Origin of the sequence: Streptomyces yaizuensis (assembly GCF_034961445.1) — a bacterium.
GTDB lineage: Bacteria > Actinomycetota > Actinomycetes > Streptomycetales > Streptomycetaceae > Streptomyces > Streptomyces yaizuensis.
The window spans coordinates 347,505-369,151 of record NZ_BSBI01000005.1 but is presented as its reverse complement, the minus strand read 5'-3'; the positions used below and the strand labels follow the sequence as shown (position 1 = coordinate 369,151).

The 21,647-nt window shown below is 72.9% G+C and carries 15 protein-coding genes; 4 read left to right on the top strand and 11 right to left on the bottom strand.

All coding sequences use genetic code 11. The features are described 5' to 3' along the window. Positions 1–24 precede the first annotated feature (24 nt). On the bottom strand, positions 25–2,547 hold the full coding sequence (locus SYYSPA8_RS15240; protein WP_323447691.1) for a DEAD/DEAH box helicase: 2,523 nt from the start codon (positions 2,545–2,547) through the stop codon (positions 25–27). Positions 2,548–2,702: 155 nt separating this feature from the next. Between SYYSPA8_RS15240 and SYYSPA8_RS15235 the strand changes: the two genes are divergently transcribed. Both SYYSPA8_RS15235 and SYYSPA8_RS15230 read left to right on the top strand, forming a co-directional pair. Then, complete coding sequence (locus SYYSPA8_RS15235; RefSeq protein ID WP_323447810.1) at positions 2,703–3,494, top strand: metal-dependent hydrolase; 792 nt, start codon at positions 2,703–2,705, stop codon at positions 3,492–3,494. 125 nt (positions 3,495–3,619) lie between these two features. Beyond that, complete coding sequence (locus SYYSPA8_RS15230; RefSeq protein WP_323447690.1) at positions 3,620–3,853, top strand: hypothetical protein; 234 nt, start codon at positions 3,620–3,622, stop codon at positions 3,851–3,853. 92 nt (positions 3,854–3,945) lie between these two features. Here SYYSPA8_RS15230 and SYYSPA8_RS15225 read toward each other — a convergent pair whose 3' ends face one another. The 4 genes from SYYSPA8_RS15225 to SYYSPA8_RS15210 form a co-directional block, all read right to left on the bottom strand. Next, on the bottom strand, positions 3,946–5,760 hold the full coding sequence (locus SYYSPA8_RS15225) for an ABC transporter ATP-binding protein (protein ID WP_323447689.1): 1,815 nt from the start codon (positions 5,758–5,760) through the stop codon (positions 3,946–3,948). After that, positions 5,757–7,571, bottom strand: a complete 1,815-nt coding sequence (locus tag SYYSPA8_RS15220) for an ABC transporter ATP-binding protein (RefSeq protein WP_323447688.1) — start codon at positions 7,569–7,571, stop codon at positions 5,757–5,759. The genes SYYSPA8_RS15225 and SYYSPA8_RS15220 overlap by 4 nt, the downstream gene beginning before the upstream one ends. Positions 7,572–7,745: 174 nt before the next feature. Next, on the bottom strand, positions 7,746–9,224 hold the full coding sequence (locus SYYSPA8_RS15215; protein ID WP_323447687.1) for a Gfo/Idh/MocA family protein: 1,479 nt from the start codon (positions 9,222–9,224) through the stop codon (positions 7,746–7,748). A 169-nt stretch (positions 9,225–9,393) separates the two neighbouring features. Then, positions 9,394–11,598 carry an MMPL family transporter gene (locus SYYSPA8_RS15210; protein WP_323447686.1) on the bottom strand — a complete coding sequence of 735 codons (2,205 nt, stop codon included), beginning with the start codon at positions 11,596–11,598 and terminating at the stop codon, positions 9,394–9,396. A 410-nt stretch (positions 11,599–12,008) separates the two neighbouring features. Between SYYSPA8_RS15210 and SYYSPA8_RS15205 the strand changes: the two genes are divergently transcribed. Both SYYSPA8_RS15205 and SYYSPA8_RS15200 read left to right on the top strand, forming a co-directional pair. Further along, positions 12,009–12,464, top strand: coding sequence for an SRPBCC domain-containing protein (locus SYYSPA8_RS15205; RefSeq protein WP_323447685.1), 456 nt, complete (start codon positions 12,009–12,011; stop codon positions 12,462–12,464). 107 nt (positions 12,465–12,571) lie between these two features. Further along, entirely contained in the window at positions 12,572–13,834 is a 1,263-nt protein-coding gene (locus SYYSPA8_RS15200) for an FAD-dependent oxidoreductase (RefSeq protein WP_323447684.1), read from the top strand. A gap of 87 nt (positions 13,835–13,921) precedes the next feature. Here SYYSPA8_RS15200 and SYYSPA8_RS15195 read toward each other — a convergent pair whose 3' ends face one another. The 6 genes from SYYSPA8_RS15195 to SYYSPA8_RS15170 form a co-directional block, all read right to left on the bottom strand. Further along, entirely contained in the window at positions 13,922–15,163 is a 1,242-nt protein-coding gene (locus SYYSPA8_RS15195; RefSeq protein WP_323447683.1) for a cytochrome P450, read from the bottom strand. A 180-nt stretch (positions 15,164–15,343) separates the two neighbouring features. Then, positions 15,344–15,760: a hypothetical protein gene (locus SYYSPA8_RS15190; RefSeq protein WP_323447682.1), complete on the bottom strand. Its 417-nt coding sequence runs from the start codon at positions 15,758–15,760 to the stop codon at positions 15,344–15,346. Positions 15,761–16,048: 288 nt separating this feature from the next. Further along, on the bottom strand, positions 16,049–17,086 hold the full coding sequence (locus tag SYYSPA8_RS15185) for a ketoacyl-ACP synthase III family protein (protein ID WP_323447681.1): 1,038 nt from the start codon (positions 17,084–17,086) through the stop codon (positions 16,049–16,051). A gap of 117 nt (positions 17,087–17,203) precedes the next feature. Further along, entirely contained in the window at positions 17,204–18,847 is a 1,644-nt protein-coding gene (locus SYYSPA8_RS15180) for a phosphopantetheine-binding protein (RefSeq protein WP_323447680.1), read from the bottom strand. After that, on the bottom strand, positions 18,837–20,417 hold the full coding sequence (locus SYYSPA8_RS15175; protein ID WP_323447679.1) for a class I adenylate-forming enzyme family protein: 1,581 nt from the start codon (positions 20,415–20,417) through the stop codon (positions 18,837–18,839). Before SYYSPA8_RS15175 ends, SYYSPA8_RS15180 begins: the two co-directional genes overlap by 11 nt. Next, a complete protein-coding gene (locus tag SYYSPA8_RS15170) occupies positions 20,414–21,466 on the bottom strand; it encodes a ketoacyl-ACP synthase III family protein (protein ID WP_323447678.1) in 1,053 nt (350 codons plus the stop codon). The genes SYYSPA8_RS15175 and SYYSPA8_RS15170 overlap by 4 nt, the downstream gene beginning before the upstream one ends. Between the last annotated feature and the right edge of the window lie 181 nt (positions 21,467–21,647).

The window sequence follows — 21,647 nt, the reverse complement described above, 5'->3', positions numbered from 1 at the left end:
CGGTTTCCGCTGACGGTACGGGTGTCAGAGCTGCCCGACGGAGGTCACCCGGACCACCGCCCGGCCCTCCTCGTCGGACGCCGCGAGATCCACCTCGGCGCTGATGCCCCAGTCGTGGTCGCCGTTCGGGTCGGCGAAGATCTGCCGGACCCGCCACAGGCCGTGCGGCTCGTCCTCCTCGATCAGGAGCAGCTTCGGGCCGCGCGCGTCGGGGCCCGTGCCCAGGTCCTCGTACGCGTCCCAGTACGCGTCCATGGCGTCGCCCCACGCGTCCGCGTCCCAGCCGGACTCCGCGTCCAGCTCGCCCAGGTCGCCCACCTTGTCCAGGGCCGCCAGCTCCACCCGGCGGAACATGGCGTTGCGGACCAGCACCCGGAAGGCGCGCGCGTTGGCCGTGACCGGCTTGACCTGGTCGGCCTTCTCCTGGGCCTCCTCGGCGGACTCCACCTCCGGATTGGCCAGCTGCTCCCACTCGTCCAGCAGGCTGGAGTCCACCTGGCGCACCATCTCGCCCAGCCAGGCGATCAGATCCTGGAGGTCCTCCGACTTCAGATCATCCGGAATTGTGTGCTCCAGGGCCTTGTACGCGCCCGCCAGATAGCGCAGCACGATCCCCTCGGTCCGGGCCAGCTCGTAGAACGAGGTGAACTCCGTGAACGACAGCGCCCGCTCGTACATGTCCCGGATGACGGACTTCGGCGACACCGGATGGTCCCCGACCCACGGGTGGCTCGTGCGGTACACCTCGTACGCGTGCCACAACACCTCCTCCAGCGGCTTCGGGTACGTCACCTCCTGGAGCCGCTCCATCCGCTCCTCGTACTCGACGCCGTCCGCCTTCATCAGCGCGACGGCCTCGCCCCGCGCCTTGTTCTGCTGCGCGGCCAGGATCTGGCGCGGGTCGTCGAGCGTGGACTCCACCACCGAGACCATGTCCAGCGCGTACGAGGGGGACTCCGGGTCCAGCAGCTCGAACGAGGCCAGCGCGAACGTCGACAGCGGCTGGTTCAGCGCGAAGTCCTGCTGGAGATCGACGGTGAGCCGGGCGATCCGGCCCTGCGCGTCCGGCTCGGGCAGCTGCTCCACCACCCCGCCGGCCAGCAGCGAGCGGTAGATCGCGATCGCCCGGCGGATGTGCCGCAGCTGCGCCTTGCGCGGCTCGTGGTTGTCCTCAAGGAGCCGGCGCATCGCGTCGAAGGCGTTGCCCGGCCGGGCGATCACCGACAGCAGCATCGCGTGGGTCACCTTGAACCGGGACGTCAGCGGCTCCGGATCGGACCCGATCAGCTTCTCGAAGGTCGTGTCCGACCAGGCGACGAAGCCCTCCGGGGCCTTCTTGCGGACGACCTTGCGCCGCTTCTTGGGGTCGTCACCGGCCTTCGAGAGCGCCTTCTCGTTCTCGATCACATGCTCGGGCGCCTGGGCCACCACCAGACCGGCGGTGTCGAAGCCGGCCCGGCCCGCGCGACCGGCGATCTGGTGGAACTCCCGGGCCCGCAGCGTCCGCACCCGGCTCCCGTCGTACTTCGTGAGCGCGGTGAAGAGCACCGTACGGATCGGCACGTTCACCCCCACGCCGAGCGTGTCCGTCCCGCAGATCACCTTCAGCAGCCCGGCCTGGGCCAGCTTCTCCACCAGCCGCCGGTACTTGGGGAGCATGCCCGCGTGGTGGACGCCGATGCCGTGCCGGACATAGCGGGAGAGGTTCCGGCCGAACTTGGTGGTGAAGCGGAAGTTGCCGATCATCTCGGCGATCTGGTCCTTCTCCTCCCGCGAGCACATGTTGATGCTCATCAGCGACTGCGCCCGCTCCACGGCAGCCGCCTGCGTGAAGTGCACGATGTAGACGGGCGCCTGCCGGGTCTCCAGCAGCTCGGTCAGCGTCTCCGTGATCGGGGTGCGCCGGTACTCGTACGACAGCGGCACCGGGCGGGTCGCCGAGCGGACGACGGCGGTGGGCCGGCCGGTGCGCCGGGCGAGGTCCTCCTCGAACCGGGACACGTCGCCGAGGGTCGCCGACATCAGCACGAACTGCGCCTGGGGCAGCTCCAGCAGCGGGATCTGCCAGGCCCAGCCCCGGTCCGGCTCCGCGTAGAAGTGGAACTCGTCCATCACGACCTGGCCGATGTCGGCGTCCCGGCCGTCGCGCAGCGCGATGGAGGCCAGCACCTCCGCCGTGCAGCAGATCACCGGCGCGTCCGCGTTCACGGAGGCGTCGCCCGTCAGCATGCCGACGTTCTCCGTGCCGAAGATCTTGCACAGCTCGAAGAACTTCTCCGACACCAGCGCCTTGATCGGCGCGGTGTAGAACGTCACCTGGTCATGCGCGAGCGCGGTGAAGTGCGCACCCGCCGCCACCAGGCTCTTTCCCGAGCCGGTGGGGGTGGAGAGGATCACATTGGCCCCGGAGACCACCTCGATCAGCGCCTCCTCCTGAGCCGGATACAGCGAGATCCCCCGGCCCTCGGTCCAGGAGGAGAAGGCCTCGAAGAGGGAGTCGGGGGTTACGTCCGGCGGAAGCTGATCAATGAGGGTCACACCCCCCATCTTGCCTGGCTTCGGACCCGGGGCGGGAACCGGAGGGCCCCAGGGAAGATCACGAACGGTACGCTGGCCCGTCGGCCCGGGGCACGACCGGGCCGGTGGACACGGCCGCCGGGCGGCGGCCGGTGGCCGTGACGATCGGGTGGGGGCAGAAGACGATGATGGGACCGGCGCACTCGCTGTCCGGAGCGGCCGCCTGGCTGGGGGTGGGCGCGGCGACGGCGGCGGCGGGCCGTCCGATGCCCTGGCCCGTCCTCCTCGCCGGCGCCCTGATCTGCGCGGGCGCGGCCCTCGCCCCCGACCTGGACCACAAGGCGGCGACGATATCGCGGGCCTTCGGGCCCGTCTCCCGGCTGCTGTGCGAGATCGTCGACAAGCTCTCGTACGCCGTCTACCAGGCCACGAAAAAGCCCGGCGACAAACGCAGGACCGGCGGCCACCGCACCCTCACCCACACCTGGGTATGGGCGGTGCTGATCGGCGGCGGGACCTCCGCGCTCGCCGTCACCGGCGGACGCTGGGCGGTGCTCGCCATCCTCTTCGTCCATCTCGTCCTCGCGGTCGAGGGGCTGCTGTGGCGCGCGGCCCGGGTCTCCAGCGACATCCTGGTCTGGCTGCTGGGCGCCACCAGCGCCTGGATCCTCGCCGGGATACTGGACGGGCCGGGCGGCGGGGCCGACTGGCTCTTCACCGAACCCGGCCAGGAGTACCTGTGGCTGGGGCTGCCGATCGTGCTGGGCGCCCTCGTCCACGACATCGGGGACTCGCTGACCGTCTCCGGCTGCCCGGTGCTCTGGCCGATCCCCATCGCGGGCAAGCGCTGGTACGCACTGGGCCCGCCGAAGGCGATCCGGTTCCGGGCGGGCAGCTGGGTGGAGCTGAAGGTGCTGATGCCGGCGTTCACGGTACTCGGGGGAGTGGGCGGGGCGGCCGCCCTGGAAGTGTTCTGACCTGGGACGGGGCTGTTCTGGCGGACGGGTAGCTTCCGGTCGAGCGGCGGACCTAGCATCCGAGCACCGCCTTCGGCGGATGCCGTCGCGGCGGTGGTCCGCCCCTTTTGCTCAGGGAGTACGCCATGACCCTTCGCCGCCGTCTCACCACCGCCCTCGCCGTCCTGGCCGCGAGCGGCTTCCTGATCGGCGCGGCCGGCCAGCTCGCCAAGATGGTCGTCCCGGACTCCGCCGCGCAGAACCAGGCCCGGCTCAGCGATGTCGCGCCCATCCTCATCGGCGGCTTTCTGATCGGTGCCGCCGCGCAGTCCGCCGAGGAGGCCCCGGAGCAGTCCTCGGGCCGGGTCGTCCTGTCATGAACAAGGCCGAACTGGTCGGCTGAGCCACCCGGAGACGAACGGGCCCGGGCACACTCCGTGCCCGGGCCCGTTCGTACGCTCCGGCCGTCCGGTCAGTCGCCGTGCCAGGACCGCCACAGGGCCGCGTACGTCCCGTCCTCCGCGACCAGCTCGTCATGGCTGCCCAGCTCGCTGATCCGGCCCCGCTCCACCACCGCGATCAGATCGGCGTCGTGCGCCGTGTGCAGCCGGTGCGCGATCGAGACCACCGTACGGCCGTCCAGCACCCGCGAGAGCGACCGCTCCAGATCACGGGCGGCCGTGGGATCGATGAGCGAGGTCGCCTCGTCCAGTACCAGGGTGTGCGGGTCCGCGAGCACCAGCCGGGCCAGCGCCAGCTGCTGCGCCTGCGCCGGGGTCAGGGCCAGACCGCCCGAGCCGACCTCGGTGTCCAGACCGTCCGGGAACGTCCGCGCCCAGTCCTCCGCCTCGACCGCCGCCAGCGCGTCCCACAGCTCCCCGTCGCCGGCCCCGGCCCGCGCGAGCAGCAGATTGTCGCGCAGCGTCCCCACGAACACATGGTGTTCCTGGTTGACCAGCGCCACATGCTCCCGGACCCGTTCCGCCGTCATCCGGGACAGCTCCGCGTCGCCGAGCGCCACCCGGCCCGTCCGGGGCGCGTAGATGCCCGCGAGCAGCCGGCCGAGGGTCGACTTCCCCGCGCCGGAGGGGCCCACCAGGGCGACCCGGGACCCCGGGGGCACGTCCAGCGACACCTGGTGGAGCACGTCCACGCCCTCGCGGTAGCCGAAGCGGACGTCCTCCACCCGCATCCGCCGGCCGTCGGGGCGGACGGTGGTGTCGCCCGTGGCCGGTTCGATCTCCCGCACCCCGACCAGCCGGGCCAGCGCCACCTGGGCGATCTGGAGTTCGTCGTACCAGCGGAGCACGATCGCCACGGGGTCCACCAGCATCTGCGCCAGCAGCGCGCCGGTCGTCAGCTCGCCGACGGTGAGCCGGCCCGCCAGCACCAGCCAGCCGCCGATCAGCAGCACGCCGATCAGCACGGTGACATGGGTGAGGGTGATCACCGGGAAGAGCACCGAGCGGAGGAAGAGGGTGTAGCGCTCCCAGCCGGCCCAGCGGCGCAGCCGCCCGTCGGAGAGGGCGACCCGCTGCGGGCCGAGGCGGTGGGACTCCACGGTCCGCCCGGCGTCGACGGTCTCGGCGAGGGCGCCGACCACCGTCCCGTACGCCGCCGCCTGCGCCCGGTAGGCGGCCGGGGCCCGGCGGAAGTACCAGCGGCCGGTGACGATCAGCAGCGGCGCGGCGACCACCACGGCCAGCGCCAGCGGCGGCGAGGTCACCGCGAGCCCGCCGATGAGCAGCCCGGCCCAGATGACGCCGATGGCGAGCTGGGGCACCGCCTCGCGCATCGAGTTGGCGAGCCGTTCCATGTCGGTGGTCACCCGGGAGAGCAGATCGCCGGTCCCGGCCCGCTCCACCACGCCCGGCGGCAGCGCGACCGCGCGGACGAGGAAGTCCTCCCGCAGATCCGCCAGCATCTGTTCGCCCAGCATCGCCGCGCGCAGCTGCATCACGCCGGTGAAGACGGCCTGGACCACGAGCGCGGCCGCGAACAGGGTCAGCGTCCGGTCCAGTTGGAGATCGCGCGAGCCGTCGCTGAGGCGCTGCACCACGGTGCCGAGGAGCTGCGGGCCCACCATCGAGGCGATGACGGCGACGGCGTTCGCCGCCGTCAGGGCCGCGAACGAGCCCCGGTGGCGGCGGAACATCTCGCGGGCGTAGCCGCGGACGGTCGCGCGCCGCGCCACCGGCAGCGTCGGGGCGGGCTCCGTCCCCTCCGGGTCGTGCGACGGCGGCACCACACCGAAGCGGGTCGGCGGGATGGTCGTGGTCTCCGTCATCGGCATTCCTCGGTCGTGGCGAGCGCGGCGGAACGGGCCGGGCCGTCCTGGTCACCCGCGCCGTCGGTGTCGCCGCGGGTGACGAGGGCCCGGTAGCGCGCGTCGTCCCGCAGGAGTTCACGGTGGGTCCCGGCGGCGGTGACGGTGCCCCCGTGGATCAGGAGCACGCGGTCCGCGGTGTCCAGCAGCAGGGGAGAGGCGGTGAGGACCACGGTGGTCCGGCCCGTGCGCAGCTCCTTGAGGCCGGCGGCGATGCGGGACTCGGTGTGCGCGTCGACGGCGGACGTGGGCTCGTCCAGCACCAGCACCTCGGGATCGGTCACCAGGGAGCGGGCGAGCGCGAGGCGCTGGCGCTGACCGCCGGAGAGGGAACGCCCCCGCTCGGTGATCACCCCCGCCATCGGGTCGTCCCCGCCGCCCTCCGAGCGCCCGAGGGCGTCCAGGACGTCGTCGCAGTACGCGGCCCGCAGCGCCGCCCCGGCGGCCACCCGCCCGGACGCGGGGACGCCGAGGAGTTCGCCCAGGGTGCCGGAGAGCAGCACCGGCTCCTTGTCCTGGACGAGGACGGTGGCGCGGGCCCGCTCCAGCGGGAGTTCGTCCAGGGGCACGCCGCCGACGAGCACGGAGGCGTGGTCCGGGGCCGGGTCGACGGGGTGGCCGCCGAGGCGTTCGGCGAGCGCGCCCGCCGTGTCGGGGTCGCCGCTGACCACGGCGGTCAGCTCGCCTTGTGCGGCGCGCACGCCGCTCACCGGGTCGTACAGGTCACCGGTCGGGTTCCCCTCCGGCCGGCCGATCCGGGGCGCGGGCCCCTCCTCGGTCCGGCGCAGCGCCAGCACCCGCGCGGTGCGCCGGGCGGAGGGCTTGGAGTACGAGTAGGCCAGGGCCAGTTCGGAGAAGTTGCGCAGCGGGTGCTGGGTGAGGAGCACGGCGCTGTAGACGGTGACCAGCTCTCCGACGGCGATCCTGCCGTCCTGGGCGAGGGAGGCGCCGTGGACGACGACGGCCAGCAGCAGCAGTCCGGGCAGGATCACGTTGACCATGCCGACCAGCGCCCAGGTCCGGGCGGAGCGGACGGCGGCGCCCCGCACCTCCTGGGAGGCGGCGCGGTAGCGGGCGAGGAACAGCTCCTCGCCGCCGATGCCGCGCAGGACCCGCAGTCCCGCGACCGTGTCGGAGGCGAGTTCGGTGGCGTACCCGGCCCGTTCCCGCTGGCGGTCGGCGCGCCGGGAGGCGGCGGGCAGCAGCGGCAGGGAGGCCAGGGCGATCACGGGGATCCCGAGGGCGACGACGATCCCCAGGTCGGGCTGGTAGAGGACCAGACCGGTGCAGATGGCGACCAGCGCGGTGGCGGCCGCGGTGAAGCGGGAGAGGACCTCGACGAACCAGCCGACCTTCTCGACGTCGGCGGCGGAGACGGCCATCACCTCGCCGGCGGCGACCCGGCGGGTGAGCACCGCGCCGAGTTCGGCGGTCCTGCGGGAGAGCAGTTGCTGGATACGGGTGGCGGCGGTGGTCCAGTTGGTGGTGGTGGCCCGGTGCACCATGCCCTCGCCGAGGGCGATGGCGGCACCGAGCAGCAGTATCAGGGCGGTGGCCCATGCGAGCCGGGAGCCGGAGCCGTCCGCGACGGCCTGGACGGCGAGTCCGACACCCAACGGCAGTGCCGCGACGGAGAGTTGGTTCACCAGGCCCCACGACAGGGCCTTCAGCTGGCCGCCGAGCTGCCGCCGGCCCAGCCAGATCATGAAGCGGGTACCTGAGCGGACGTCCGGGTCACCTGGATCGGAATACGGAAGGTCGCGAATGTGCATGACGTCCCAGTGCGGATCGAGGGAGGCGCAAGAAACGTCAAGGCTCGCGGCTGGAGGGAGGTTTAGGCAATTCCCTTACGGGGAAAGCCAATAGATCACGCCAGGCGGCGGGAGAGATTCCGCCAGCTCCGGTGGCCCGGAGCGGGCCCGGGACCCGGGCCCGCAAGGGTTTTCCTACGCCGAAGGTTTGTCCGAATCCATACCTGTGCGGGCCTTCCGCCACTCGCCCCGGGTGAAGTCGGGCACCGCCAGCGGCATCCCCTTCGCCCTGATCGAGGCATGGCTGAGCGGGACGGGCGCGGTCCACGTCGCCGCGTCGTACACGTCGAAGTCCGGGACGAGCCCGAGCCTCATGCACTGCATCAGCCGGAAGACCATCAGATAGTCCATGCCGCCGTGGCCGCCCGGCGGATTGGCGTGCTCCTTCCACAGCCAGTGGTCCCACTCGGCGTAGCGGGCGAAGTCGCCCCACCGGTGGTCGGTGTGGTCGGGCTCGACATAGATCCGCGCGGGATAGTCCTCGAACACGCCCCGGGTGCCGCCGAGGCTGTTGATCCGGCTGTACGGGTGGGGCGTGGACACGTCGTGTTCGAGCCGGATGATCCGTCCCTGGGCGGTCCGCAGCATGCTGATCGTGCGGTCGGCCCCGATGTAGCTCTCCTTCCAGCTGGGGTCGCTCGGCGGCATATGGGCCTTCCGGTACTCGGCCAGGCCGAGCGCCGGGGTGCCGAAGCTGGCGATCGAGACGACCCGGTCGCCCCGGTTGACGTCCAGGTAGTTGGCGACCGGGCCGAAGCCGTGATTGGGGTAGAGGTCGCCGCGGAGCCGGGTGTGCCACAGCCGCCGCCAGGGGCCCTCGTAGTAGTCCGGGGAGAACATCAGCTCCCGCAGATCGTGGTTGTACGCGCCCGCGCCGTGCAGCAGCTCGCCGAAGAGCCCGGCGTGCGCCATCCGCAGCACCCGCATCTCGTTCCGGCCGTAGCAGCAGTTCTCCAGCTGCATGCAGTGGCGCCGGGTCCGCTCCGAGAGGTCGACCAGCGCCCACAGCTCGTCCAGCCGCATGGCGACCGGACACTCCACGCCGACATGCTTGCCGTTCAGCATCGCCGACTTCGCCATCGCGAAGTGGGTCTCCCAGGGGGTGGCGACATAGACGAAGTCGAGGTCGCCCCGGGCGCAGAGCTGTGCGTAGTCGTCCTCGTCGCGGGTGTAGAGCGCGGGCGCCGGCTGCCCGGCCGCCGTCACCCGGGCGGCGGCGCTCTCGGCCTTGGTCCGGACGGGGTCGCAGAGGGCGACGACCCGCACCCCGGGCTGGGCGAGAAACAGATCGATCATGCTGGCGCCCCGGTTGCCCAGGCCGATGATGCCGACCCGGACGGTGGACCGCCGCTCGAAGGGCACACCCGCCATGGTCCGGCCCTGGCGCGGCGGGGCGGCTGGCTCCGCACCGGCGGCGCCGGCGGCGGCCGCCTGCCCGGCCCCCAGGGCGCCGAACGCGATCCCGGCGCCGGCCACGCCCGCCGTGGTCCGCAGCACGGAACGGCGGCTCGGCGGGGTGCCGTCGGGGGCGGTGTCGAGGAGAGGGGCGTCCGGGGTGTCCGGGGTGCCGGGGGAGTCGGAAGAATCGCGTCCGGGTGTCGCTGCGTCGTTCATCGGGCCTCCACGAGAGCTGATGGCGCTACCGGTTGTCATGTCCTCGCGGAGAACGACCTTGGTCGCTGAAACGACCGATGCGCAAGAGCCCTGTTTGGACTCTCGCGCATCAGCTTGTGGACTTATTTTTCGAGGGTTCCGAAGGTACGGGGGTCGGAGGGTACGCGGATCACAGCGCCGCGGGCGTCTTCTCCCGGTCCGGATCCGGCGTCGCCGACGGGCCCGCCGCCACCGGATCCGGGTCCTCCTTGCGCTCCGGGAAGACCGCCCGGTGCAGCGTGCGCAGCGGCTTCGGCGCCCACCAGTTGGCCGCTCCCAGCAGCGCCATCAGCGACGGCACCAGCAGGGCCCGGACGATGGTCGCGTCGATCAGTACGGCGAACGCCGCGCCCAGGCCCAGCTCCTGGATGAAGACCAGCCGGGACGCCGCCAGCGCGCCCACCGGCACGCAGAACAGCACCGCCGCCGACGTCACGATGGAACCGGTCCGGGAGAGCCCCTGCGCCACCGCGTCCCGCTCGCTGAGCCCCTGGGCCCGCGCCTCCTTGATCCGGCTGAGCAGGAACACGTTGTAGTCGGTGGAGAGACCGAAGGCCAGCGCGAACACCAGCAGCGGGGTGGTCGCCTCCAGCCCGTTCTGCGCGGTGAAGCCCAGGTTCCCGTCCTGGAAGACCCAGACCAGGAAGCCGAACGCGGCACCCGTGGACAGGGTGTTCATCACCAGCGCCATCAGCGGCAGCACGATCGCGCCGGAGAAGGCGAACAGCAGCAGCAGCGTCACACCGGCGAGGATCGCGGCCGCCAGCGGCAGCTTGTCCCCGATGCTCTCCTCCTGCGCCAGATAGTCCGCCGTCGCACCCGTGAAGTTCGCGGAGTACGGCGCCGTCAGCCCCTGCACATCCTCGACGGCGTCCTTCGCGGAGTCGTCCATCGGGTTGCCCGCCAGCACGGCGTCGATCTCCCAGTGCTTCCCGTCCAGTTCGAACGGCGGGACGACGGACTCGACACCCGGAACATCCTTGATCTTCTGCACATAGTCGTCCAGCCGGGCCGCGTCCGGCCTGCCGTCGGTGGTGAGCACGATCTGGAGCGGGGAGGTCCCCGGGTCCTCGAAGTCCTTCGCCAGGTCGGAGGCGACCCGGCCCGCGCTGGTCTCCTGCGGCAGCAGCGACGGGTCGACGCCGGTGAAGCGCACGCCCGCCAGCGGCGAGGCGATGAGGAGCAGCACCGCCGTCGCGATCAGCGCGAAGATACCGGGACGCCGCATGACGCCCGAGGCCATCCGGTGCCAGCGGGACTCCGCCGCCGCCGAGGTGCCCGCGGAGCGCTGCCAGCGGCGCGGCGCCAGCGCGTTGATCCTGTTGCCGAGCACGCCCAGCAGCGCGGGCAGCCCCACCAGGGCGAAGAGCGCGGCGGACAGGACGGTGATCACACCGGCGATGCCCATGGACCGCAGATACGGGTGCGGGAACGCCGTCAGCGCCGCCAGCGCGGCCGCGACCGTGAGCGCGCTGAACAGCACCGTACGGCCGGCCGTCGCCACTGTCCGGCGCACCGCCTCCGCCCGGTCCCGGCCCGCGGCGACCTCCTCGCGGAAGCGGGAGACGATCAGCAGCCCGAAGTCGATGGAGAGCCCCAGGCCCAGCGCGAACGCCAGGCTCATCGCCCCGGCGGAGACCGTCATGAAGTCGGCCGTGAGCCGCAGCCCCGCCATCGTCAGCAGCAGCGACACGATGCCGCCGAGCAGCGGCACGAAGGCGGCCACCAGCCCCCGGAACACCAGGAAGAGCACCACCAGCACGATCGGGAACGCGATCATCTCCGCGTTGGTGACGTCCTCGTCCGAGATCTTGCCGACCTGCACATGGCCCGGTGTCGCACCGCCGAGGGACGTGCTCTCCTTCAGCAGCGGATTCGCCTCGATCGCCTTCTGCAACGCCGCCTCGGCGTCCACGGCGACCTTGTCGGAGATGCTGCGCACGGCGCCGACCACGATGGTGCTGCGGCCGTCGCGGGAGATCAGCGCGGCGCCGGCGGCGGCGGACGCGTCCACGACCTCCTTGACCTCGGGCCGGGTGCGCAGCAGATCACCGGCGGCCTTGACCTCCGCCGGGACCGGTTCACCGGCCTTGACCCGCTCATCGGTGCGGACCAGCAGCACATAGCCCTGCTGGGAGTCGATTCCGGTGGCGCGCACGATCGTCTCGCGGGCGGCGACGTTGCCACCGCTCGGGTCGTCGTAGTCGGACAGTCCGTTGGTCAGTTTCTCCGACACGCTTCCGCCGTAGGCCGTGGCCAGCACGGTGACCACGAGCGCCAATAACAGGACGGCGATTCGTCGGCGGTGGAGGGCCGAGCCCAGAGCGGAGAACATGGCTTCCTTCCTTCCCCCCGGCCCGCCGCGGAGCGCGCACGGAAGGAGGGTGGGGGCGACAGGGCGCTGGACGGCTCGCACCGCCACCTGGTCAGGGGCGGCGGGCACACGGGCCGTACAGCGTTCATGGTCCGGCAAGCCGCTGAATTCCCGCTGGAGCGAGCGTCCGTGACCGAGGGTCGTGCGCTGGGCCAAAGCGCCGCTTGAGCGGGACGAGCCGGTCGGTGACCGCGCCGCCGGGCCGCCGGTAGCGTCGGTCCGGGCCCGCCCGGCGCCGCCCCGTGGCCCCCGTGCCTGCATTCCCGATTCCCGCCCGCACCCGTACCCGTACCTGCGCCTGCACCCGTACCTGCACCTGCGCGCCTGCACCCGTACCCGTACCCGTACTCCCGGATCCGAGGAGAGCACCCATGCGACGGATCTCGTCCACCGTCCACATCGACGCTTCACCCCACGAGGTCTGGGCCCACCTCACCGCCTTCGACCGCTTCCACGAGTGGAACCCGCTCCTGATCCGGGCCGGAGGCAGCGCCGAGGCCGGCGCCCTGCTGCGGCTGCGGCTGCGGGCCCCCGGCAGCGGCCGCGAGACCTCCTTCCGCGCCCGTGTCCTGCGCAGCGAGCCCGGCCGGCTGCTGCGCTGGCGCGGCCGGTTCGTCCTGCCGGGGCTCTTCGACGGAGTGCACTCCTTCGAACTGCATCCCGTCGAAGAAGGGGACGGGGGCGGCACCCGGGTGCTCCAGTACGAGACCCTCACCGGCCTGCTGGTCCCCTTCACCGGCACGATGCACGAGGCGCTCCCGGCCGGCTTCGCCGCGCTCACCGACGCCCTCAAGGCCCGGGTGGAGTCCGCGCGTACCCCCGGCTGAAGGCCGCACCGCCCCCCCCGTGCCACACCCGCCGCCTGCAAGGGCAGCTTTAGGACGGCGCCGGACGATCGAGTGACCATGACTCCGCTGGAGAGGCAGCAAACACAATGACAGCAGAGCTGACCGCACAGGTGTGCGTGGTCGGAGGAGGTCCTGCCGGGCTGACGCTCGCCCTGGAACTGGCCAAACGCTCCGTGTCGGTGGTGGTCCTGGAGCAGAGCGGGCACTTCAACAGGTCCTTCCGCGGCGAGTCGGTCTCCCCCGACTCGGTGTGGCTGCTCGACCGGCTCGGACTGCTCGACCGGCTGGAGGGCGAGTACGCCCAGATGCACCGCATGGAGATCATCGACGGCGGCAGCACGGTGATGCGGACCGACTTCTCCGACTTCGACTATCCGCAGCCGTATCCGGTGGAGCTGCCGCAGCCGGCCCTGCTCTCCGCGCTCGCCGCCACCGCCGGGGAGTACCCCGGCTTCACCCTGCGCCAGGGCGCGACCGCCGTCGCACTGCTCCGCGAGGACGGCGGCACCGGCCCGGTGACAGGGGTGCGCGCCCGGACCCCGGAGGGCGAGCTGACCGTGCACGCCGATGTCACCATCGCGGCCGACGGACGCTTCAGCAAGGTCCGCGAGATGTCGAAACTCCCGTACGAGAAGCTGCCCCTGGACCGGGACGTCATCTGGCTGCGGCTGCCCTTCCCCGCCGAATGGGACTTCAACACCTACCGCATCCGCATCCGGGGCGGCGAACACGGCCTCTTCATCCCCACCCACCCCGACAGCGTGCGGGTCGGCCTCAACATCCCCAAGGGCGGCCTGCGGGACCTGCGCGCCCAGGGCCTGACCGCCCTGCACGAACGGCTCGACCGGCTCGCCCCCGAACTCTCCGGCCCCGTGCGCTCCGTGGTGACCAGCTGGTCCGAGACGTCCATGCTGGACATCTTCACCACCCTGGTGCCCCGGTGGTCGCTGCCGGGCCTCGTCCTCATCGGCGACGCCGCCCACACCCTCACCCCGATCCTCGGCCAGGGCGTCAACCACGCCATCATCGACGCGGTCACCCTCGCCCCCCTCCTCGACTCCGCGCTGAGCGCGGGCGGCGGCCCCGGCCGGCTGCTCGCCGCCGGCCAGGAATTCCAGCGCGTCCGCGAGGAAGCCGTGCGCCTCTCCCGGGGCCTCCAGCTGCGCCAGGAGAAGCTGTTCGCCCTCGACGGCGCCGCCGGCGGGGTCTTCCGCCGCACGCTGTACCGGACCGTCTCCAGCAGCCACGCCCTCCAGCGGCGGGTCCTGGCCCGCGCCTACTTCCAGGTCCAGAAGCCCGGCCCGATCGAGGCGAAGAAGGTCCTCGCGCGGCCCGTCTCCCGCGCCTGAACCCCGTACACCGGTAAACGGACCACTGCCCGGATCCCTCTCCAGGAGTCCGGGCAGTGGTCCGTTTCTCGGTGTACGGGGACGCGCTCACCAGGTGACGGGCAGCCCCTGGAGCGCGTGCACCATCATGCCGCTGGTCATCGACAGATTGCCGACGTCCTCCGCGAGCGCCAGGTTCGGGAAGCGGCGGAACAGCGTGCCCAGGGCGATCTGGAGTTCCGCACGGGCGAGCGCCGCCCCCAGGCAGAAGTGCGCGCCGTGACCGAACGCGAGATGCGCCGAGGCCGTCGGCCGGGACGGCTCGAAGGCGCCCGTGGCGTCGCCGAAGCGGCCCGGGTCCTGGTTGGCGGAGCAGACCGAGGCGATCACCCCGCTGCCCTTCGGGATGACCGTGTCCGCGACCGTCACATCCTCCAGCGTGATCCGGAACGGGCCGCCGTCACCGATGGGGTTGAGCCGCAGCAGCTCCTCCACCACCCGGTCGATCGACTCCGGGTCCGCCCGCAGCGCCGCCAGGTGCTCCGGGTGCCGCAGCAGGGTCAGCGCACACGTACCGATCATGCTGACGGTCGTCTCGTGCCCCGCCACCAGCAGGGTGATGCCCATGGTGATCAGCTCGATCTCGCTGAGCCGCTCCCCGTCCTCGTCATGGACCTGGACCAGCGCGCCCATCAGGTCGTCCGTGGGCTCCTCGCGCTTGCGCTGCACCAGCTCACCGAGGTACTGCACCATCGACATCCGCTGCTCCATCACCTCCTCGGCGGTGTGCGAGGTGAGCGAGACGAAGGCGTCGGACCAGCCCCGGAAGCGGTCCCGGTCCTCGAAGGGGACACCCAGCAGCTCGCAGATGACCATGACGGGCAGCGGGAAGGCGAAGGTCGGGTTGAGGTCGACCGGCGGGGACAGCTTCTCCATCCCGTCCAGCAGCTCGTCCGTCATCTCCTGGATACGGGGGCGCAGATTCTGCACCCGGCGCGCGGTGAACTCGCGCGAGACCAGCTTGCGCAGCCGGGTGTGCTCAGGCGGGTCCATGGTGAAGAGACTGCCGCCCATCGGCGGGGCCGCCGTCAGCCGGGGCGCCCCCTCCGCGAGCATCGCGGCCCGGCTGAACCGCAGGTCGGAGAGCACGGTCCGTACGTCGTCGTACCGGCTGACCACGTATCCGTCGTCACCGCTGGGCAGCTTCACCTTGGCCACGGGGCACTCGCCGCGCAGCTTCTCGTAGACCGGCGGCACCTGCACCGCTGAGGGACGCGGGAACGGATAGTGGAGTTCGGTGCCGGCGGGTGCGCCGGTCTCGGCCGCGGGCTGCGGTGAGGCGGTGTCCATCGTGTGGCCTCCAGGTACGGGGAATCCGGTGATCCGGTGGGACATGGCACTGTCCGCCGAGCGTCCCAGGGGCGGCTTGCGCACCGTTGAAGCACCGATGGAGCCCCCCACACACGCGCGTCGCGGGCCCGCCGCCCCTCGGGACGGCGGGCCCGCGACCATGCCGGGTGTACGGGAGACTCAGCGCTGCCAGCCCTCGCGGGTGCACAGGCCGAAGCCGGCGGCCCGCCCCAGGGCGATGGCGGTCAGCCAGGACATCCCGAAGGTGAAGGGGGCCGCGATGTCCTCCGGCCGGTCCCCGAGGAACGAGAAGACGACCATGACGGCGAACGGGATCGGGGCGCGGTTCAGCAGATTGTGCGCCGGCACCAGACCCGCCGGCAGTCTGCCGGGGCGGCCCGCCCGGCCCAGGCCCGCCAGCCGGGGCAGCAGCGGCAGCGCCGCGCCGACGAGGGCCGCCGGGATCACCCATCCCTGGTGTTTCGCCACTTCGAAGATGTCCCACGCCAGGAGGAACGCCCCCAGCGTGCCCCAGGCGACGCGTACGCCCCCGGACGTCGAACTCCGGGTCGCCCCGGCCGGTTCGGTCATCACCATGTATCTCTTCCCCTCGAAGTCGAGGTGTCGCGGCCGGGGGACCGGGAGGACCCTGGCCCACGCGGTCCGGCCGGCGCATCGTGCGGTCGAACAGTGGAGTATCCGGTACCGCTCTGAAGTCCCACTGGAGCCGCGCCCGCCCTGGCGGTGACGGGGCCGGCCCGTCCCCCGTGTGGGGCCGGGGGACGGGCACGGGCCCTCTCCTGCGGATCCCGGACGTGCCCGGGGTGTGGGGAGCCCCGTGCACCGCCCCGGTCCGGCCGGGTGGCATCGCCGATGCCCGGCCCGTCAGTCGGCCGTGCCGGAGGTCTCCCACTCCGGTACGGCCAGCACCTCCACCACGGCGCAGGTGCAGCTGAACCCGGAGCCGCCGCCGACCAGCAGGATCCGGGCCCCCGGCCGCACCTCGCCCCGCTCCAGCAGCCAGTTCAGCCCGGCGAGCTGGTCACCCGCGCCCAAGTGGCCGACCCTGCGGGCGAACTCCCACGTGGACCGCTCCACCGGGATGCCCAACAGCTGCGGAAGCTGCCACTCCAGCCGGCTGCGCCCGCTCGCCAGGGCCACCACCCGGTCGATTCCGGCCAGGTCCGTGCCCGCGTCGGCGAGGGCCGTGTCCACCACGGACGTCACCACGGCGGCGACCCTCTCGGTGGCCTCCCGGACACTGCCCCGCGAGCGGATGTAGTGCCCGACCCGGCCCAGCAGGTCCAGCGGCTCCGTCGTGGGCAGCGGCTTCAGCCCCGGGCCGCGCACCACGGCCTCCAGGGAGTTGTCCGCGCCGTCCGCCGTCGACAGCAGCCGGGCGACACCGCCCCGCCCCGACAGCAGCAGCGCGGTGCCGCCGTCGCCGTAGACGAAGCCGGGCTCGCTCGACCAGCGCCGCACCAGCGGGGCGCCGAACCGGTCGGCGGTGGTCACCATCGCCGCCGCCGCGCCGCCCGCGACCTGCCGGGCGGCGACCGCCAGCGCGCCGAGGCCGCCGTTGCACTCCTGTTCCAGACCGAAGGCGACCGTGCCCCGGCCCAGGGCGTGGCCCGCCACATAGGACGCCGCCGGCCACATCGGCACCCCCTGGAACCAGATGGCGCTGTGGATCAGCAGCTCCACATCGGCCGCGTCCAGGCCCGAGCGTTTGAGCGCGGTGGTGGCCGCGTGGACGGCCATGTCCGGCGGGGCCATGGTCTCCTCGGCGACCGACACCGACTCGATGGCGTCCGCCGTGTGCTGCTCCGGGTCGTACGCCCCGGAGGCCACGGCCGACGCGGCGGTCTCGGGTTCGCCCAGCCAGACGCCGGTACCCGCGATGTACACGCCTTCCCAGCGCATGAGGTCTCCTCTCTCTCCCTGTGGAACCGGACCTGTCGAACCGGACCTGCGGAACCGGACCTGTGGGACCCGACCCGGAGGACCGGTCGTCCGGCGGGTCCGGTCGGGCGGGTCGGGTCAGGCGGGTCCGACGGCCTGTTCCCGCAGCGCCGACACCACGCGCCACAGCGAGGCGGGCGTGGCGAAGGTGGCCGCCACCAGGTCGGAGTCGGGGATGGCGATCCCGTACGCCGACTCCACCCGCACCAGCACCTCGACCATGGCGAGCGAGTCGAGCCCCGCCGCCTTGAGGCTGGTCCCGTCGGTCAGCGGCCCCTTGGCCCGCAGCCGCGGCAGCACCTCGTACAGCAGTTCCTCGTACTCCTCGTCCCAGGGCGCGGTGTCCCCGGCGGTGGCGGTCGCCTCGGTGACGGTCGCCCCGGTGGTGGTGTCGGTCATGACGGTGGTGTCCTCCGTGCGCGGTTCCGATGCGGGCTGGATGTGCTGGCGCCGCAGCGCCAGCCGGGTCGCGGAGACGGTCTCGCCGCCGTCCACCAGGACTTCGGCGGGCGCGGGGTGCCCCAGGAAACCCAGCAGGCTCGCCGAGAGGCCGTACGCCCCCACGTTGGGGAAGACGAGCAGGTCGCCGGGGCTCACCCCGGGCAGCTCGGCCGCGCGGGCCAGGATGTCGGCGGGGGTGCACAGCGGCCCGGCCAGCGTCACCGACACCGGCCCGGAGCCCGCTTCGGAGGCCCCTTCGGTCCCGTCCCCGCCGTCCCCGCCGCTCGCGCCGTCCCCGGATCCGGGCTCCAGCGGCTGCGCGGAGAGCGGCAGCAGCCGGCCGAGGCCGGAGAGCCCGCCGAGGTGGTTGATGCCGGAGTCCAGGACCGCGTAGTCGCTGCCCCGGCTGTGCTTGACGTCGGTGACCGTGACCACCAGCCGGCCGCTGTCACCGACCAGATAGCGGCCGGACTCGAACGCGACCACGGGCTCGCCGTCCCGCCAGCCCGGCAGATACTCGTCCAGGACGGTGCTCAGCGCCGTGCGCAGCCCCCCGTAGACGGGCCGCTCGCCCGGGGTCGCGTACGGGGCGGCGAAGCCCCCGCCCAGGTCCAGCAGGTGCAGCGGGATGCCCAGCTCGTCGCGGAGCTGCGCGGCCGTGCGCACGCTCTGCGCCAGCTCGGCCCGCAGACCCTCCTCGTCGCGGGCGTTGGTCAGCGGGAAGAAGTGCATCCCGACGATCCGGGTGCCCTTCGCCAGCAGCCGCGCCCGCTCGGTCATCAGCCCGTCGAGGTCGAAACCGAACTGCGAGGGGCCGCCCGTCATCCGCAGACCCGCCTGGCCGGGCGCGCCCGCCGCGTTGATCCGCAGGACGCAGTCGGCGGTGACGCCCTGCGCCGCCGCGGCCTCGCCGATCCGTTCCAGATCGCCGAAGGACTCCGTCGAGAACGTGCGCATGCCGGCCGCGACGGCCTCGTCCAGCTCCGCCCGGACCTTCCCCGGTCCTGAGTACATCAGTTCGGCGGCCGGGTGCCCCGCCTCCAGGGCGGCCGCCAGCTCCCCGCGTGAGGTGACCTCGGCGCGGGCGCCGCCCCGGCGCAGCTCGGCGACGAGCCCCGGGTGCGGATTGGCCTTGAGCGAGTAGTAGATCCGGCTGGGCTGCGGCAGGGCCGCCCGCAGATCCTCCAGCGATGCCCGTACCCGGGCGAGGTCGTAGATGTAGAGCGGGCTGCCGTACCGTTCCACGAGCCGGCGCTCGGTCCGGCTCCTCTCAGTCGTCATCGGTTCCCTCCACCAGCCGCCTGCGCAGCTCCTTGCGGTCCGTCTTGCCGTTGGGGGTGAGCGGTAGGGCGGTGAGGACCCGGCAGTCGTCGGGCACCTTGGCCGGCTCCAGCCGGTCGCCGAGCCGTGCCAGTACCTGTTCGCCGGTGAGGTCGCCGGTGACGAAGAGGACCATGTCCCTCTCCTCCTCCGGCACCAGCAGCGCCGCCTCCCGCACCCCGTCGATGTCCAGCGTCGCCGCCTCGATCTCCACCGAACTCATCCGGGAGCCGCGCCGCTTGAACAGATCGTCCCTGCGGCCCTGGAAGTGGACGTGTCCGTCCTCGTCCAGCCAGCCGTAGTCCCCGGTGTGCAGGGTGACGACACCGGTGTCGGGGTCGTGCCGGAACCGCAGCGCGGTGGGCTCCGGCGCCTGCCAGTAACCGGCCATCACATGCGGTCCCCGGACGCAGAGTTCGCCGATCTCGCGCGGCGGCAGCGCGGTGCCGTCGTCGTCCAGCGCCAGCACCTCGGTGCCGTCCAGCGCCGTGCCGCACGAGCCGGGCCGGGCCAGGTCGCCGTCCGGTTCCAGGATGGTGATCCGCTTGCACTCGGTGGTCCCGTACATGGGGGCCACGGCCGCGCCGGGGAAGGTCTCCCGCAGCGAGGCGATCAGCGGGGCGTTGAGCGCGGCCCCGGTGTTGGTGAAGAGCCGGATCCGGGTGGCCCTGGGGTCCCGGCCGCCGAGGCGGACCAGCAGCTCGCCCAGCGAGGGCACCAGCGGCACCACCGTGGCGCCGTGGTCGCGGGCGAAGCCCAGCAGCCGGGCGTGGTCGGCGGGGCCCGACAACAGCAGCTCCGAACCGGCCAGCGCGGACAGCAGGATCTGGTAGAGGCCGTAGTCGAAGGAGAGCGGCACCGCGGTGAGCACCACGTCGTCCGGGGTGTAGTTCAGCCGGGCGGCGATGGCCCGCGCGGCGAACGCGACGGGGCCGTGCGGACAGGCGACGCCCTTCGGGGCCGCGGTGCTGCCCGAGGTGTAGATCAGCAGCGCGAGACGGTCGGCCGGGACGTCCCGCTCGGGCCGCTCGTCGGGGGCGTCGGCGGCCCCGGTCAGGTCCAGGTCGCCGACGGTGGCCACGGGCACCCCGGCGGGCCAGGCGAGACCGTCCGCCTCCGTCCGCTCCCCGTCCTCGGCGACGATCAGCGAGGGACCGGAGTCCGCGAGGACCGCCCCCAGGTGGTACGCCTTCATCCCGGGGTTGATCGGCACCAGCACCGCGCCGCGCCGCCAGGTCCCGTACAGCACCGCGAGGAACTCCCGCACGCTGCCGACCCGGGCCAGCACCCGGTCGCCGGGCCGGATGCCGTGGCCGTCGAGGAACCGGCCGAACGCGTCGGCGGCGGCGTCGAGTTCCGCGTACGTCCAGACGCCGTAGCGGTCGCGCACGGCCGGGGCGTCCGGGCCCTTGGCGACGGCCGCGGTGAGGAAGACCTCGGCCGCGTTCTCCACCCGGAGCGCGCCGGGGGTGCCGACGGCGTTGTCGATCACCGCCGTGGCGGGCCAGGAGCCGTGGGTGGGGGCGGTCATGACGCTACCTCCGCGCTCTGCGTGCCCGCCCAGCCGGGCGTGGCGGTGATCTCCAGGACGGCGCAGCTGGCGGCGCCGGGACCGGCGGAGAGCAGCAGCACCCGGTCGCCCGGTGCCAGCACGCCCCGCTCGGTGAGGTCGTTGAGGGCGGCGAACTGGTCGCCCGCGCCCAGATGTCCCGCATGGCTGCCGAACTCCCACGTGGTGCGCTCGCCCGGGACCCCCAGCAGCTGTTCGGCCTGGCGTTCCATCTTGTTGCGGCCGCCGGTGGGCAGCACGGCCCACGCCAGGTCGGGACCCTCGACGCCGGCCTCGGCGAGCGCCTCGTCGACGACGCCCTTGACCATGGCGACGAGCCGGTCGGTGGCCTCGCGGATGTTCCCGGCGCCGGAGCGCAGATAGTGGGCGAAGCGGGCGCCGTGGTCGTACGGCTCGTCGGTGGGCAGCGGGGTCGGTCCGGCGCCCCGGGCCAGGGCCTCCATCCGGTTGTCGGCGCGGGTGGCGGTCGACAGCACCCGGGCGAAGCCGCCCCGGTTGGACAGGACCAGCGCGGTGCCCCCGTCCCCGTACACCAGACCGGCCTCCGCCGACCAGCGGTCGATCAGGGGCTCCGCGAAGCGGTCGGCGGTGGTGAGCACCGCGGCGGCGGCGCCGGACTCACAGCGCAGATGGCGGGCGGCCAGCTCCAGCGAGGCGACGGCCGCGTTGCACTCCTGCTTGACCTCGAAGGCCGGCACGGACCAGTGGACGGCGTGGTCGGCGACGTACGACGCCACCGGCCACATCGTCTGCCCCTGGAACCAGACGTAGTTGTGCAGCAGCAGCCGCACATCCCCGGGGTCCACCCCGGACCGCTTGAGCGCGGTCGTCGCCGCGTGCACGGCCATGTCGGGCGGCGCGACCCCGTCCCCGGCCACCCGGACGGACACCAGGCCGTCGGCCTCCCACTGCTCGGGGTCGTACGCACCCGCCTCCACGGCGGCGCGGGCGGGATACGGTTCGGGGAGCCACGCACCCGTTCCCGCCACGTAAACGCTTTCCCAGCGCATGGTTCTCCCATCGTCGGTGGGCGGGCCCTTGGGTGCCGCCGCACACCGGGGCGTGCGGCGGCTCCCCGGGATCCGCCCTCGCGTGGATCGTCCGCCCACGTGCTTTGGCCCGGCTAAAAGACGAGGCCCGGCAGGGGAGGGGCAGCACGCCGACGGCCCCGCCCCTGGTGAACTCCAGGGG

Coding starts and splice junctions, on each gene's coding strand:
- SYYSPA8_RS15240 (WP_323447691.1), bottom strand. CDS start 2,547: ATGGGGGGTGTGACCCTCATTGATCAGCTTCCGCCGGACGTAACCCCC.
- SYYSPA8_RS15235 (WP_323447810.1), top strand. CDS start 2,703: ATGATGGGACCGGCGCACTCGCTGTCCGGAGCGGCCGCCTGGCTGGGG.
- SYYSPA8_RS15230 (WP_323447690.1), top strand. CDS start 3,620: ATGACCCTTCGCCGCCGTCTCACCACCGCCCTCGCCGTCCTGGCCGCG.
- SYYSPA8_RS15225 (WP_323447689.1), bottom strand. CDS start 5,760: ATGACGGAGACCACGACCATCCCGCCGACCCGCTTCGGTGTGGTGCCG.
- SYYSPA8_RS15220 (WP_323447688.1), bottom strand. CDS start 7,571: ATGCACATTCGCGACCTTCCGTATTCCGATCCAGGTGACCCGGACGTC.
- SYYSPA8_RS15215 (WP_323447687.1), bottom strand. CDS start 9,224: ATGAACGACGCAGCGACACCCGGACGCGATTCTTCCGACTCCCCCGGC.
- SYYSPA8_RS15210 (WP_323447686.1), bottom strand. CDS start 11,598: ATGTTCTCCGCTCTGGGCTCGGCCCTCCACCGCCGACGAATCGCCGTC.
- SYYSPA8_RS15205 (WP_323447685.1), top strand. CDS start 12,009: ATGCGACGGATCTCGTCCACCGTCCACATCGACGCTTCACCCCACGAG.
- SYYSPA8_RS15200 (WP_323447684.1), top strand. CDS start 12,572: ATGACAGCAGAGCTGACCGCACAGGTGTGCGTGGTCGGAGGAGGTCCT.
- SYYSPA8_RS15195 (WP_323447683.1), bottom strand. CDS start 15,163: ATGGACACCGCCTCACCGCAGCCCGCGGCCGAGACCGGCGCACCCGCC.
- SYYSPA8_RS15190 (WP_323447682.1), bottom strand. CDS start 15,760: ATGGTGATGACCGAACCGGCCGGGGCGACCCGGAGTTCGACGTCCGGG.
- SYYSPA8_RS15185 (WP_323447681.1), bottom strand. CDS start 17,086: ATGCGCTGGGAAGGCGTGTACATCGCGGGTACCGGCGTCTGGCTGGGC.
- SYYSPA8_RS15180 (WP_323447680.1), bottom strand. CDS start 18,847: ATGACGACTGAGAGGAGCCGGACCGAGCGCCGGCTCGTGGAACGGTAC.
- SYYSPA8_RS15175 (WP_323447679.1), bottom strand. CDS start 20,417: ATGACCGCCCCCACCCACGGCTCCTGGCCCGCCACGGCGGTGATCGAC.
- SYYSPA8_RS15170 (WP_323447678.1), bottom strand. CDS start 21,466: ATGCGCTGGGAAAGCGTTTACGTGGCGGGAACGGGTGCGTGGCTCCCC.